This is a genomic window from Variovorax sp. GW823-FHT02B07 (genome assembly GCF_058797695.1).
The window spans coordinates 47,848-61,580 of record NZ_JBXAJX010000003.1 but is presented as its reverse complement, the minus strand read 5'-3'; the positions used below and the strand labels follow the sequence as shown (position 1 = coordinate 61,580).

11 protein-coding genes are annotated in these 13,733 nt (G+C 67.9%); all 11 read right to left on the bottom strand.

The window, feature by feature from the left end; genetic code table 11:
* Positions 1-4: 4 nt before the first annotated feature.
* Positions 5-850, bottom strand: coding sequence for a tryptophan synthase subunit alpha (gene trpA, locus AC1RGU_RS18055; protein ID WP_492697162.1), 846 nt, complete (start codon positions 848-850; stop codon positions 5-7).
* Positions 850-2,136, bottom strand: coding sequence for a tryptophan synthase subunit beta (trpB, locus tag AC1RGU_RS18050; protein ID WP_159273209.1), 1,287 nt, complete (start codon positions 2,134-2,136; stop codon positions 850-852). Before trpB ends, trpA begins: the two co-directional genes overlap by 1 nt.
* 47 nt (positions 2,137-2,183) lie before the next feature.
* Positions 2,184-2,927, bottom strand: coding sequence for a phosphoribosylanthranilate isomerase (locus tag AC1RGU_RS18045; protein ID WP_369646099.1), 744 nt, complete (start codon positions 2,925-2,927; stop codon positions 2,184-2,186).
* Complete coding sequence (gene truA / locus AC1RGU_RS18040) at positions 2,924-3,748, bottom strand: tRNA pseudouridine(38-40) synthase TruA (RefSeq protein WP_159275650.1); 825 nt, start codon at positions 3,746-3,748, stop codon at positions 2,924-2,926. Before truA ends, AC1RGU_RS18045 begins: the two co-directional genes overlap by 4 nt.
* A gap of 31 nt (positions 3,749-3,779) precedes the next feature.
* The gene (locus AC1RGU_RS18035; RefSeq protein WP_492740802.1) at positions 3,780-6,578 is read right to left on the bottom strand and encodes a FimV/HubP family polar landmark protein; all 2,799 of its coding nucleotides are present in this window, start codon (positions 6,576-6,578) and stop codon (positions 3,780-3,782) included.
* 182 nt (positions 6,579-6,760) lie between these two features.
* Positions 6,761-7,906, bottom strand: a complete 1,146-nt coding sequence (gene asd / locus AC1RGU_RS18030) for an aspartate-semialdehyde dehydrogenase (protein ID WP_070062265.1) — start codon at positions 7,904-7,906, stop codon at positions 6,761-6,763.
* A 90-nt stretch (positions 7,907-7,996) separates the two neighbouring features.
* Entirely contained in the window at positions 7,997-9,085 is a 1,089-nt protein-coding gene (gene leuB, locus AC1RGU_RS18025) for a 3-isopropylmalate dehydrogenase (protein WP_159275653.1), read from the bottom strand.
* A gap of 43 nt (positions 9,086-9,128) precedes the next feature.
* A complete protein-coding gene (gene leuD, locus AC1RGU_RS18020) occupies positions 9,129-9,779 on the bottom strand; it encodes a 3-isopropylmalate dehydratase small subunit (RefSeq protein WP_062479700.1) in 651 nt (216 codons plus the stop codon).
* 16 nt (positions 9,780-9,795) lie between these two features.
* A complete protein-coding gene (gene leuC / locus AC1RGU_RS18015; protein WP_492697157.1) occupies positions 9,796-11,217 on the bottom strand; it encodes a 3-isopropylmalate dehydratase large subunit in 1,422 nt (473 codons plus the stop codon).
* 48 nt (positions 11,218-11,265) lie between these two features.
* The gene (locus tag AC1RGU_RS18010) at positions 11,266-12,219 is read right to left on the bottom strand and encodes a LysR substrate-binding domain-containing protein (RefSeq protein WP_492697155.1); all 954 of its coding nucleotides are present in this window, start codon (positions 12,217-12,219) and stop codon (positions 11,266-11,268) included.
* Between the two features lie 180 nt (positions 12,220-12,399).
* Positions 12,400-13,710, bottom strand: a complete 1,311-nt coding sequence (gene gltA, locus AC1RGU_RS18005) for a citrate synthase (RefSeq protein ID WP_062479703.1) — start codon at positions 13,708-13,710, stop codon at positions 12,400-12,402.
* Between the last annotated feature and the right edge of the window lie 23 nt (positions 13,711-13,733).

Sequence of the window (13,733 nt, the reverse complement as noted above, 5' to 3'; positions counted from 1 at the left end):
GTGATTATCGACCAGCCGCGTTCTTGGCCGTGGCGGCCGGCAGCGCGTCGAGCGCCTCCCGGATTCCGGCCAGGAATTCGCGCACCGTGGGCACCACGTTGTCGCGGGGCTGGTCTTCGATGAGTTGAATGATCTTGGTGCCGATGACCACGGCGTCCGCCGCCGAGCCGATGGCCTGCGCCGTGCGCGCGTCGCGGATGCCGAAGCCCACGCCGACGGGGATGCTCACGTGCTCGCGGATGCGCGGGATCATGCGCCCGACCGCCTCGGTGTCGAGGTGGCCGGCGCCGGTCACGCCCTTGAGCGACACGTAGTACACGTAGCCGCTCGCGATGCGCGCCACCTGCGCCATGCGCTCGGAGGTGCTGGTGGGGGCCAGCAGGAAGATCAGGTCGATGCCGGCGGCCTTCAGGTCGGCGGCGAGGTCCTCGCATTCCTCGGGCGGGTAGTCGACGACCAGCAGGCCATCGACGCCGGCCGCGGCCGCGTCGCGGATGAAGGCCTTCTTGCCGTGCACGAGGTCGTAGCGCTCGACCGGGTTGGCGTAACCCATGAGCACGACCGGCGTGGTCGTGTCCTTCGTGCGGAAGGCGGCCACCATGGCGAGCACCTGCTTCATGCCGACGCCCAGCGCCAGCGCGGCCTCGCCGGCCTTCTGGATCACGGGGCCGTCGGCCATCGGGTCGGAGAAGGGCACGCCCAGCTCGATCACGTCGGCGCCGGCCTCGACCATGCCGTGCATGAGCTCGGGCGTGATGTCGGCGAAGGGGAAACCGGCGGTGACGTAGGGGATCAGCGCGCGACGGCCTTGCGTTTGCAGGGCCTGGAACTTGGCGGCAATGCGGCTCATCACTTGCCTCCCTTCACGCTCAGACCGCGCATCGAGGGGCGGTCGTAGAAATCGACGCCCGACAGGTCGGCGACGGTGCCGATGTCCTTGTCGCCACGGCCCGAGAGGTTTACGAGGATGGACTGGTCGGGGCGCATGGTCTTGGCGAGCTTCAGGGCGTAGGCCAGGGCGTGGCTGGATTCGAGCGCGGGAATGATGCCCTCCGTGCGGCACAGGTAGTGGAAGGCTTCGAGCGCCTCGACGTCGGTGATGCCGACGTACTCGGCGCGGCCGATGTCGGCCAGGTAGGCGTGCTCGGGGCCCACGCCCGGATAGTCGAGGCCGGCGCTGATGCTGTGCGTCTCGGTGATCTGGCCGTCGTCGTTCTGCAGCAGGTAGGTGCGGTTGCCGTGCAGCACGCCGGGGCTGCCGCGCAGGATCGAGGCGGCGTGCTTGCCGCTGTCCAGGCCTTCACCGGCCGCTTCCACGCCGATGAGGCGCGTGCCCGCGAACGGAATGTAGGGGTGGAAGATGCCGATCGCGTTGCTGCCGCCGCCCACGCAGGCGACCACCACGTCGGGCTGCTTGCCCTCGGCTTCACCGGTGATGCCGTCGGCTGCGAGCATGGCGGGCATCTGGGCGATGCACTCGGTGCCGATCACGCTCTGGAAGTCGCGCACCATGGTTGGGTAGGGGTGCGGGCCCGCCACCGTGCCGATGATGTAGAAGGTGTTTTCGACGTTGGTGACCCAGTCGCGCATGGCCTCGTTGAGCGCGTCCTTCAGCGTCTTGCTGCCCGATTCGACGGGCACGACGGTCGCACCCAGCAGGTTCATGCGATAGACGTTGGGGCTCTGGCGCTTCACGTCCTGGCTGCCCATGTAGACCACGCATTCGAGGCCGTAGCGCGCGCAGATGGTGGCTGTGGCCACGCCGTGCTGGCCGGCGCCGGTCTCGGCGATCACGCGGGGCTTGCCCATGCGGCGCGCGAGCATCGCCTGGCCGATCACGTTGTTGATCTTGTGGGCGCCGGTGTGGTTCAGGTCTTCGCGCTTCAGGTAGATCTGCGCGCCGCCCATTTCACGGCTGGTGCGCGCGGCGTGGTAGATCGGCGAGGGGCGGCCGACGAAGTGCTTCAGCTCGTAGTGGAACTCGGCCAGGAAGGCCGGGTCGTCCTTGAATTTGGCGTACGCGTCGCGCAGCTCGTTGATCGCGTGCGTGAGCGTTTCGCTCGCGAAGGTGCCGCCGTAGGGGCCGAAGTGGCCGCTGGCGTCGGGTTGCTGGTAGTCCTGAAATTGGCTTTGCATGGTTCTCGATCGATGGGCCGCAGCCCGAATGCGATCGGGTGCGGCGGCTAACTGGAGAAGGACGAAGCGTCGGCAGCCGAGGCTTTGACTGTGTTCGCCGCATCTGCGGCTCTCACGGCGGCGACGAATGCCCGGATCTTTCCGGCGTCCTTGAGGCCCTTGTGCCCGGGACCGTCGATTTCGACGCCCGAGCTCACATCAACGGACAGCGTCTTGCAGCGCGTCCGCAGGCTGTGAATGCCATCGCTCACGTTTGCAGGTGTGAGCCCACCACTCAAGACGAGGTGAGCGTCGACGGCGGGTGGAAGAAGTGACCAATCGAAAGCCTTGCCGCCTCCGCCATAACCTTCGACATGGGCGTCGAGCAGGATGGCCTGGGCGCGGGAGTAATCGGACGCGTATTTTACGAGGTCGAAGCCGGCCCCGGCAGCCCCCAGCGGAATCCGGGCGGCGCGCATGTAACGAAAGCGTCCCGGGCCGGTGGCTTCCTCGCACTGTTCGGGCGTTTCTTCCCCGTGGAACTGCGCGATGGCGCCTTTCACGCGGGCCAGGGAGGCCAGGACTTCGGGAGCGTCCGCGTTCACGAACAGCAGCACGGGCGTGATGAAGGGCGGCAGGCGCGAGGCCAGTTCGGCGGCGCGCTCGGCGCTCACGGCGCGCGGGCTCTTCGGGTAGAGCACGAAGCCGATCGCGTCGGCGCCGGCCTCGACCGCCGCGTCCACGTCGGCCTCACGCGTGAGGCCACAGATCTTGATGCGGGTGCGCGGGGCGAGGGGGGCGGGAGATGTCATGGCGGGCCATCATACGAAGCCCGCTCGCCCTGGAACGTGGCCTCGGCCGGCAGACCCCACTTGGCGTCGTACAACGGGCCGAGGAAGTACAGGCCGTCGGCGGAGAAGGTGGGCGCCGCCACCTTGCGGCTGCGTGCCTCGAGCACCTCGGTGATCCATTCGGGCCGTTCATCGCCGCGGCCGATGCGCACCAGGCTGCCCATCAGGTTGCGGATCATGTGGTGCAGGAAGGCGTCGGCCTCGAACTCGAAGTGCCAGCGGCAGCGCTCGCCGTCGCCCACGCGCGTGATCTCGAGGCGCCGCAGGTCCTTGACCGGCGAGAGGGCCTGGCAGGCGGAGGCGCGGAACGAGCTGAAGTCGTGCCGGCCCACCAGCAGCGCCGCAGCGGCGCGCATCGCATCGCCGTCGAGCGGGTACATCGACCAGCCCACCCGGCCCGCATCGAGGCTGGGCCGCACGGGCGACTGCGAGAGCACGTAGACGTAGCGACGCGCCAGGGCACTGGCGCGGCAATGGAATTCGGCGGGCACCGGATGCGCCCACTGCACCGCGATGTCGTCGGGCAGGTAGCGGTTGGTGCCGCGCATCCAGGAGAAAGGATCGCGCTCGATGTCGGTGTCGAAGTGCACCACCTGCATCAGCCCGTGCACACCGGCGTCGGTGCGGCCGGCGCACAGCGTGCTGACCCGGCTGCCGGCGGGCAGGCCGGCGAACTTCGCGAGGGCGGCTTCGAGCTTGTCCTGCACCGTGCGGCCCGAGCGCTGACTCTGCCAGCCCTCGTATGCCTGGCCGTTGTAGCGGATGCCGAGTGCCAGCCTCACGAAGCGATCAGAAGGGCAGTCGGCAACCGGCTCAGCGCAGTTCGGCGAGCAGCTGCTTGGCTTGCGACTTGAGGTCGCCAGCGCTTTCGGCTTCGACTTCCTCGACCAGCGAGCGCGCGCCTTCGACGTCGCCGATGGCCTGCAGTTCGCGGGCCAGCGAGAGCTTCACGGCGTGCGGGTTGTCGTCACCGTCGTCGTCCAAGGCGGACGGCGAGGTGGTCACGGCCGCGGAGCGCGGTGCTTCGGCGACGGCGGAGCGGGCCGGCAGGCCGGCGAGGGCGCTCATGTCGAACTCGATGAAGCCGGAATCGGCGGGCAGCGTATCGCGCAGCATGGCCGGGCGGGTGTTGTGCTCGGCGTCGTTCAGCGACGAGGGGCGCGTGTGGGCGGTCAGGGCGCCGGGCGCCGTGTCGAAGTCGTTTTCGAGATCGACAGGCGCTGCGGCGTGGCCGTTGCTCAGCGGGGCCGGTGCGGCCGTCGGCGCGTAGACCGACTTCGGCAGGCTGGCACCCACGGGGGCGGGCGCCGGTGCGGGTGGCTGGGTCAGGTCGAGGTCGAAGTCCAGCGGCGCGACCGAGGGCATGAAGGCCGGCGGAGCCGACGCCACGGGCGGTGCGGCCGGGGGCGGCGGTGCCACGACGGCGACTGCGACTGCAGCAGCCGGCTTGGCAGCCGCGGCCAGCGCGCCGGCGAATGCGGCGGTTTCGGCCTGGCTGGCGCCACGCGCGGTGCCCGTGCCCGATTCGTACAGCGGGTTGCCCGGGTCGAGGTCCTTGCCCATGTCGACCACGCGGTTCCATTCGGAGCCCGCGCCGTTGGTCAGCTTGTGCACTTCGGTGGCCAGGCCGTCGAAGGCGCGCACATCGCGGCGCTTGGCGTGGATTTCGAGCAGCTTCAGGTGGATCGCGGTGCGGTCCGGGTTCAGGCGCAGCGCTTCACGCAGGATTTCTTCGGCCTGCAGGTCGCGGCCGTAGGCGAGGTAGACGTCGGCTTCGGCGACCGGGTCGACATCGCCCGCGTCGAGCTGGCTCGGCGAGTACGACAGCGACGACACGGTGGAGTCGCCGCGGTTCTTGGTGTCGACCGATTCGCCGCCGCTGGCGCCGAAGAACGAGTCCTTGGGAATGCGGCTTTCGAGGAACACGCTTTCGCTCATCTCTTCGCGGCGGCGGCCCAGCACGCGGTACAGCAGGAAGCCGACCAGCAGCGCGATCAGCGCGGCCCCCGCGAGCATCAGCGGGTTGTCGAGCAGCTCGTCGAGGAAGCTGCGTTCCGGTGGTGGCGGCGGCGGTGCGGCCTTGACCACGGGCTTGGGAGCGACGATGGGCGCGGCGGCGGCTGCAGCGCTGGCTGCGGCTGCCACGGGCAGGGCGGCTGCGTCGGTGGCCGACGGTGCGGCGGCTGCGGCGGGTGCTGCAGCGGAGGCCGCGGCGACGGGGGCCGTTGCAGCGGGAGCGGTTGGTGCGGCTGCCGGCGCCGGCGTTGCCGGTGCGGTGGCTGCGGCAGCAGGGGCCGCGGCGGGCGCAGGAGCGGCCGCTACCGCTGGCGTCGGCGTCGGCGTCGTGGCACCGGTCAGCGGTGCGGGAACGGCGATGCCGGGCGTGGTGGCCGGCGCTGCGGGCGCGGCGGCGGCAGCGGACGATCCGGTGCCCGTGCCGGTACCGGCCTTGAGCTTGTTCAGCTCGTTGAGGTTCTTCGTGAGCTCGGCGACGCGGTTGTTGCTGTCCTGCGCCTGGCGGGCTTGGGCGACCTTTTCATCGGCGGCGCGCGCGGCGGCGTTGCCTTGCGACACCGTGAGCTTGTCGGGCGCGCTGGCGGCGGCATTGCGGTCTTCCACGCTGGCCTGCAGCTTGCCCGAGGCCTGGCGGCTCGCGGCGGCCACGTTGGTGGTCGGGGCGTTTTCGGCGAGGCGCTGGCGGTAGCTGCCGAAGTCGCGGCTTTGCGCGGTGATCGTGCGGCGCGCGTCGGCGGCCGGCACGGCGCTCGCTGCGGCGGCGTTCGGCAGGTCGAGCACGGCACCGGCCTTCATCCGGTTGACGTTGCCGCCGACGAAGGCGTCGGGGTTGGCGTTCAGCAGCGCGACCAGCATCTGGTCGAGCGAGACATCGGCTGGCTTGTGAGTAGAGGCGATCTTGCCGGCGGTGTCGCCACGGCGCACCGTGACTTGCTCGCCACTGCCGCCGCTGGGGGCAGCAACGGCGGCACGTGCCGGCGCAGGAGCCGGTGCGGCCGCAGGGGCCGGCGCAGCCGCAGCGGGTGCGGGCGTTGCGGCCACTGCAGGCGCGGGTTCGCGGCGCACGCGCGGGGCGGGCGCGGGGCGCTCGACCGGCGTGGCGATCTGCGGCGCGATGGGCGTCACCGGCGCGGCTGCCGCCTGGCGCGTGGCCGGCGGATCGAGCAGCACGGTGTAGTCGCGCACGATGCGGCCCGAGGCGCCATTGGCTTCGAGCAGCAGGTCGATGAAGGGGTCGTTGAGCGGACGGTTGCCGGCCAGGCGCACCACGTACTGGCCGCCGGCGCGGCGCTGCAGCGTGGCTTTCACGTCGCCGAGGGCCGCGTTGTACGGGATGCCTGCATTCTTGAAGGCTTCGGCCGTGGCGATGTTGATCTTCAGGCCTTCCGCCTCGTTGGCGGCCATTTCAGTGACATCGATCTCGGCGCGCAGCGGTTCGCCCAGTGCCGACTGCACCCGCAGCGGTCCCAGCGCGAAGGCGCTGGCGTCGGCGCTGGCCAGTCCCAGCGTCAGGGCCGCAGCGGCACCCAGGATGGAAAGGCGCCAGCCATTCGACGGCAGGGCGGGGCGGGCGGCCGAAGGGCGGGCCGCGGGCAACAGATGTCTTGTCATGCTGATAGGGGCGGCTCAGGCCCTGAATTTGTAAGAGGACGTTAGCATCATCAACATGCACTGACAAGGCAATGCGCCTGATCTACCCAGTGCGCGCATACTTCCGATGACATCCTGTGTTGCTTTTTGGCAACATTTTTGTATTTCAAGGCCCTGAGCTGCCCGCATCAGGCTTCGAGCAGGATGCGCAGCATGCGGCGCAGCGGTTCGGCCGCGCCCCACAGCAGCTGGTCGCCGATGGTGAAGGCGCCGACGTACTCGGGGCCCATCGCCAGCTTGCGGATACGGCCGACCGGGATGTCCATGGTGCCCGTCACGGCCACCGGCGTCAGGTCCTTCACGGTGGCTTCGCGCGTGTTCGGCACGACCTTGGCCCAGGGGTTGTCGGCGGCGATCATCGCTTCGATGTCGGCCACCGGCACGTCCTTCTTGAGCTTGAAGGTCAGGGCCTGGCTGTGGCAGCGCATCGCGCCGATGCGCACGCAGAAGCCGTCCACCGGCGTGGCGGCGGTGCCGAAGCCCGCGCCCTGGCCGAGGATCTTGTTGGTCTCGGCGCCGCCCTTCCACTCTTCCTTGGACATGCCGTCGCCCAGGTCCTTGTCGATCCAGGGGATCAGCGAGCCGCCCAGCGGCGCGCCGAAGTTGGCGATTTCGGAGGCGCTCAGGTTCTGCTGCTTGTGCAGCACCTTGCGGTCGATCTCGAGGATGGCCGACTTCGGGTCGTCGAGCAGGGCGCGCACTTCGGCGTTGAGGGTGCCGAACTGGGTCAGCAGTTCGCGCATGTGCTGCGCGCCGCCGCCCGAGGCCGCCTGGTAGGTCATGCTGGTCATCCACTCGACCAGGCCGGCCTTGTAGAGGGCGCCCACGCCCATGAGCATGCAGCTCACGGTGCAGTTGCCGCCGACCCAGTTCTTGCCGCCCTTGGCGAGCGCGTTCTGGATCACGGGCAGGTTGACGGGGTCGAGCACGATGATCGCGTCATCGTTCATGCGCAGCGTGGAGGCCGCGTCGATCCAGTGGCCGTTCCAGCCGGCGGCGCGCAGCTTGGGGAAGACCTCGCTGGTGTAGTCGCCGCCCTGGCAGGTGATGACGATGTCGCACTTCTTCAGTGCCTCGATGTCGTTCGCATCCTTCAGCGCGGTTTCGTTCTTGGCCATCGCCGGGGCCTTGCCGCCCGCGTTCGAGGTCGAGAAGAAGACCGGCTCGATGAGGCCGAAGTCGCCTTCGGCCTGCATGCGGTCCATGAGGACCGAGCCGACCATGCCGCGCCAGCCCACGAGGCCGACCAGAGGTTGCTTGGATGCGTTCGCCATTTCAGTTTGCCCTTAGTGAAGAAAGAAAAAATCAGTCTTTTTTGCCCCCGACTCGTCGGCCGGGGGAGGGCGTGACGAAGCGGGCTGCGGTTAGCCGGTAATCGTCTTTTTGGTGATGGCTGCTACGACCGCGTCGCCCATTTCGCGGGTGCCGACGCGCTTCGTGCCTTCGGACCAGATGTCGCCCGTGCGCAGCCCGGAGGCGAGCACGTGCTTGACCGCCGACTCGATACGGTCGGCAGCTTCGGGCTGGTTGAGGGAGAAGCGGAGCATCATGGCAGCGGACAGGATTGTAGCCAAAGGATTGGCAACCCCTTTGCCAGCAATGTCGGGCGCGCTGCCGTGGCTGGGCTCGTACAGGCCCTGGTTGCTCGCATTGAGCGAGGCCGAGGGCAGCATGCCGATGGAGCCGGTGAGCATCGCGGCCTCGTCCGAGAGGATGTCGCCGAACATGTTGCCGGTGACCACCACATCGAACTTCTTGGGCGCCTTCACGAGCTGCATGGCCGCGTTGTCGACGTACATGTGGTCGAGTTCGACGTCCGGGTACTCCTTGCCGACCTCGGTCACGATGTCCTTCCAGAACTGGAAGGTCTCGAGCACGTTGGCCTTGTCCACGCTGGTCACGCGCTTGCTGCGCTTGCGGGCCGCCTCGAAGGCCACGCGGGCGATGCGCTCGACCTCGGGGCGCGAGTAGCGCATCGTGTCGAAGGCCTCTTCGGCGCCCGGGAAGTGGCCGTCGGTGGCAATGCGGCGCCCGCGCGGCTGGCCGAAGTAGATGTCGCCGGTCAGCTCGCGGATGATGAGGATGTCCAGGCCCGCGATCAGCTCGGGCTTCAGGCTCGAGGCGCCGACCAGCTGCTCGTAGCAGATGGCCGGGCGGAAGTTGGCGAACAGGCCCAGGTTCTTGCGCAGCCCCAGGATGGCCTGCTCGGGCCGCAGCGGGCGGTCGAGCTTGTCGTACTTCCAGTCGCCGACGGCGCCGAACAGCACCGCGTCGGCGTCCTTGGCGAGCTTGAGCGTAGCTTCGGGCAGCGGGTGGCCGTGCGCCTCGTAGGCCGCGCCGCCGACCAGGGCCGATTCCATCTCGAACTTCAGGTCGAGGACTTCGAGCACCCTGACGGCTTCCGCCACGATTTCGGTGCCGATGCCGTCACCCGGGAGAACTGCGATTTTCATAAGTTGGTCTGAGGTTTTTTCTTGAAAACGGAAAGGCCGCCGATCACGAGATCATCGTGTGCGCGAGCCAGGGCTTCTGCGCCAGGCGCTCGGTCTCGAAGGCCTTGATCTTGTCCTTGTGGCGCAGCGTCAGGCCGATGTCGTCCAGCCCGTTGATCAGGCAGTACTTGCGGAAGGCCTGGACGTCGAACGCGAACTCCTGGCCATCGGGCTTCACGACCACCTGGCGCTCCAAGTCGATGGTCAGCGTGTAGCCCGGGAAGGCGAAGGCTTCGTCGAACAGCTGCGAGACCTGCGACTCGGGCAGCACGATCGGCAGCAGGCCGTTCTTGAAGCTGTTGTTGAAGAAGATGTCTGCGTAGCTCGGCGCAATGATCGCGCGAAAGCCGTACTGGTCGAGCGCCCACGGCGCGTGTTCGCGCGACGAGCCGCAGCCGAAGTTCTTGCGTGCCAGCAGCACCGAAGCGCCCGCGTAGCGCGGCTGGTTCAGCACGAAGTCGGGGTTCGGCTTGCGGCTGGCCGGGTCCTGGCCCGGAAAGCCGGCGTCCAGGTAGCGCCATTCGTCGAACAGGTTCACGCCGAAGCCGGTCTTCTTGATCGACTTGAGGAACTGCTTGGGAATGATCGCGTCGGTGTCGACGTTCTCGCGGTCCATGGGGGCCACGAGGCCCTTGTGCACGGTGAATTTCTGCATGTGAATCTCTCTGGGTTCAGGCGAACGTACGGACGTCCACGAAATGGCCGTGCACGGCGGCAGCGGCGGCCATCGCGGGGCTCACGAGGTGGGTGCGGCCACCGGCGCCCTGGCGGCCTTCGAAGTTGCGGTTGCTGGTCGATGCGCAGCGCTCGCCGGGCTCGAGGCGGTCGGCGTTCATCGCCAGACACATCGAGCAGCCGGGCTCGCGCCATTCGAAGCCCGCGGCCTTGAAGATCACATCGAGGCCTTCGCGCTCGGCCTGTTCCTTCACCACGCCCGAGCCGGGCACGACCATCGCGAGCTTCACGTTCTTCGCGACCTTCTGGCCCAGCTTCTTCACCACGGCGGCGGCTTCGCGCATGTCCTCGATGCGGCTGTTGGTGCACGAGCCGATGAACACCTTGTCGATGAAGATGTCGTTCATGGCCTTGTTGGGCTCCAGGCCCATGTAGACCAGCGCGCGCTCGATGGCGCTGCGCTTGCTGGCGTCCTTTTCCTTGTCGGGATCGGGCACGCGGCCGTTGATCTCGACCACCATCTCGGGCGAGGTGCCCCAGGTGACCTGCGGCTGGATCTGCGTGGCGTCAAGCTCGACCACGGCGTCGAAGGTCGCGCCGGGGTCGGACTGCAGCGTGCGCCAGTAGCTCACGGCCTGGTCCCATTCGACGCCGGTGGGCGCGAGCGGGCGGCCCTTCACGTAGCTGATGGTCTTTTCGTCGACCGCCACCAGCCCGGCGCGCGCGCCGGCCTCGATGGCCATGTTGCAGACCGTCATGCGGCCTTCCATGCTCAGGTCGCGAATGGCCGAGCCGGCGAATTCAATGGTGTAGCCCGTGCCGCCGGCGGTGCCGATCTTGCCGATGATGGCCAGCACGATGTCCTTGGCCGTGCAGCCCAAGGGCAGCTTGCCTTCGACCTTCACGAGCATGTTCTTGGCCTTCTTGCCCAGCAGCGTCTGCGTGGCCATCACGTGCTCGACCTCGCTGGTGCCGATGCCGTGCGCCAGCGCGCCGAACGCACCGTGCGTGGAGGTGTGCGAGTCGCCGCAGACCACCGTCATGCCCGGCAGCGTCGCGCCGCTTTCCGGGCCGATCACGTGCACGATGCCCTGGCGCTTGCTCAGGAACGGGAAGAACGCGGCGGCGCCGAACTCGGCGATGTTGTGGTCCAGCGTGGTGACCTGTTCCTTGCTGGTCGGGTCGGCAATGCCTTCGTAGCCGCGCTCCCAGCCGGTGGTCGGCGTGTTGTGGTCGGCGGTGGCCACCACCGAGCTGATGCGCCACAGCTTGCGGCCGGCTTCACGCAGGCCTTCGAAGGCCTGCGGGCTGGTCACCTCGTGCACCAGGTGGCGGTCGATGTAGAGGATCGCGGTGCCGTCTTCCTCGGTGTGGACGACGTGTTCGTCCCAGATCTTGTCGTAGAGCGTGCGTGCCATGTCGGTCTCTTGTCTTTCGTGGGGAAATGGATTGTCTGTCGACGCGGTCTAGGCCGCGAGTCGTTCGGTGGCGCCGGCCGAGTCGGCCGCCACGTGCAGGTGGTTCACCAGCGTGCGCGCCGCCACCGGCAGGGTGGAGAAGTCGCGCGCCACCAGCCGGATCTCGCGCGCCGCCCAGGCGTCGTTGAGCGTCACGCTCACGAGGCCGCGGCCGATGCCGTTGTGCATGAGTTCGAAGGCGCGCTGCGGCATCACGCCGATGCCCAGGCCGTTGTCGATCATCCGGCACATGGCGTCCAGGCCCGTGACGTGGATGCGCAGCTTCACGCTGCGGCCGGCGCTCAGCGCCGCTTCGTGCATCGCCACGTAGATCGAACTGTTGGTGTGCAGGCCGACGTGGTCGAAGGCCAGCGAGTCGACGAAATCGATCGCGTCCTGCGCGGCCAGCGCGTGCCCTTCGGGAACGATCAGCGCGAGGCGGTCGTGGCGGTAGGAAAGGCTCTGCAACTCGCCCGCGCCGCCGGCCACGTGGCACACGCCGAGGTCGGCCGCGCCCTCTTGTACCGCGCGGATCACTTCGCTGCTCAGGTGCTCCTCGAGGTCGATCTTGATGGCCTCATGGGCTCGCGAGAACACGCCCAGGTCTTCCGGCAGGAACTGCACGATGGCCGAGATGTTGGCGTGCACGCGCACGTGGCCGCGCACGCCGTCGGCGTATTCGCTGAGCTCGCCCTGCATCTTCTCGAGGCTGTAGAGCACCGAGCGGGCGTGGTGCAGCAGGCTTTCGCCGGCCGGCGTGAGGTCGACGCCGCGCGCATGGCGGTAGAGCAGGGCGGTGCCGAGCGTGGCTTCCAGGTCGGACAGCCGCTTGCTCACGGCCGAGGCCGCGATGAACTCGCGCTCCGCCGCGCGCCCGATGCTGCCCAGCTCGCACACGGCCACGAACAGCTGCAGCGACGTGAGGTCGATGCGGCGGGCAAAGTTGCGTTCGGACGTGCTCATGGGGGTTTGGGCATCGCGTTTGGCGATGAGTTGGCTATTTTCTTCCTGTTTTGAAGCCTTTGCCATCGCGATGCGCGATGACCTCGCTGCCGGCTGGCGAGGAGGGGCATGCCGAACGGGCAATAAAAAAGCTGCCCGGAGGCAGCTTTTTCAGGGGGCGGAGGTTCCGCAGCCGGTCGATCAGCGGGCCGAGATCGGCTTCACGTCACGCTTGGGCGAGCCTTCGAACAGCTGGCGCGGGCGGCCGATCTTGTACTCGGGGTCGCCGATCATTTCGTTCAGCTGGGCGATCCAACCGACCGTGCGGGCCAGCGCGAAGATCGCGGTGAACAGCGGCACGGGGATGCCGATGGCGCGCTGCACGATGCCCGAGTAGAAGTCGACGTTCGGGTAGAGCTTGCGCGACACGAAGTACTCGTCTTCCAGGGCGATCTTCTCGAGTTCCTTGGCCAGCTTGAACAGCGGGTCGTTTTCCAGGCCCAGCTCGGTCAGCACTTCGTTGCAGGTTTCCTGCATCAGCTTGGCGCGCGGGTCGTAGTTCTTGTACACGCGATGGCCAAAGCCCATCAGCTTGACGTTCGAGTTCTTGTCCTTGACCTTCTTGATGAACTCGCCGATCTTTTCCACGCCGCCTTCGCGCTGGATGTCGTACAGCATGTTCAGCGCCGCTTCGTTGGCGCCGCCGTGGGCCGGGCCCCACAGGCAGGCCACGCCGGCTGCAATGGCCGCGAAGGGGTTCGTGCCCGACGAGCCGCACAGGCGCACGGTCGAGGTCGAGGCGTTCTGCTCGTGGTCTGCGTGCAGGATGAAGATGCGGTCGAGCGCGCGCTCGAGCACCGGGTTCACCTTGTACTCTTCGCACGGCGTGGCGAACATCATGTGCAGGAAGTTGCCTGCATAGCTGAGTTCGTTCTTCGGGTACATGTACGGCTGGCCGACGGTGTACTTGTAGGCCATGGCCACGAGCGTGGGCATCTTCGCGATCAGGCGGATCGCGGCGATCTCGCGGTGCTCGGGATTGTTGATGTCCGTGCTGTCGTGATAGAAGGCCGACAGGGCGCCCACGAGGCCGGTCATGATGGCCATCGGATGGGCATCACGGCGGAAGCCGCGCAGGAAGAACTGCATCTGCTCGTTGACCATCGTGTGGTTCGTCACGAGCTTGGTGAAGCTGGCCTTCTTGCCTGCGTCCGGCAGCTCGCCGTAGAGCAGCAGGTGGCAGGTTTCCATGAAGTCGCAGTTGGTCGCGAGCTGCTCGATGGGGTAGCCGCGGTACAGCAGCTCGCCCTTGTCACCGTCGATGTAGGTGATGGCCGACTGGCAGGCGGCGGTCGACATGAAGCCCGGGTCGTACGTGAACATGCCGGTCTGTGCATACAGCTTGCGGATGTCGATCACGTCGGGCCCGATGGTGCCCTTGTAGATCGGCAGTTCGACGTTGTCGCCGCCATTGCTGAACGACAGCGTGGCCTTGGTATCGGATGCTTTCATTTCGGTTTACTTTCAGAGGTGGA

Excerpts from the sequence above, each read along its gene's own strand:
- trpA (WP_492697162.1), bottom strand. The coding sequence starts at position 850 with ATGAGCCGCATTGCCGCCAAGTTCCAGGCCCTGCAAACGCAAGGCCGT.
- trpB (WP_159273209.1), bottom strand. The coding sequence starts at position 2,136 with ATGCAAAGCCAATTTCAGGACTACCAGCAACCCGACGCCAGCGGCCAC.
- AC1RGU_RS18045 (WP_369646099.1), bottom strand. The coding sequence starts at position 2,927 with ATGACATCTCCCGCCCCCCTCGCCCCGCGCACCCGCATCAAGATCTGT.
- asd (WP_070062265.1), bottom strand. The coding sequence starts at position 7,906 with ATGGCGAACGCATCCAAGCAACCTCTGGTCGGCCTCGTGGGCTGGCGC.
- leuB (WP_159275653.1), bottom strand. The coding sequence starts at position 9,085 with ATGAAAATCGCAGTTCTCCCGGGTGACGGCATCGGCACCGAAATCGTG.
- leuD (WP_062479700.1), bottom strand. The coding sequence starts at position 9,779 with ATGCAGAAATTCACCGTGCACAAGGGCCTCGTGGCCCCCATGGACCGC.
- leuC (WP_492697157.1), bottom strand. The coding sequence starts at position 11,217 with ATGGCACGCACGCTCTACGACAAGATCTGGGACGAACACGTCGTCCAC.
- AC1RGU_RS18010 (WP_492697155.1), bottom strand. The coding sequence starts at position 12,219 with ATGAGCACGTCCGAACGCAACTTTGCCCGCCGCATCGACCTCACGTCG.
- gltA (WP_062479703.1), bottom strand. The coding sequence starts at position 13,710 with ATGAAAGCATCCGATACCAAGGCCACGCTGTCGTTCAGCAATGGCGGC.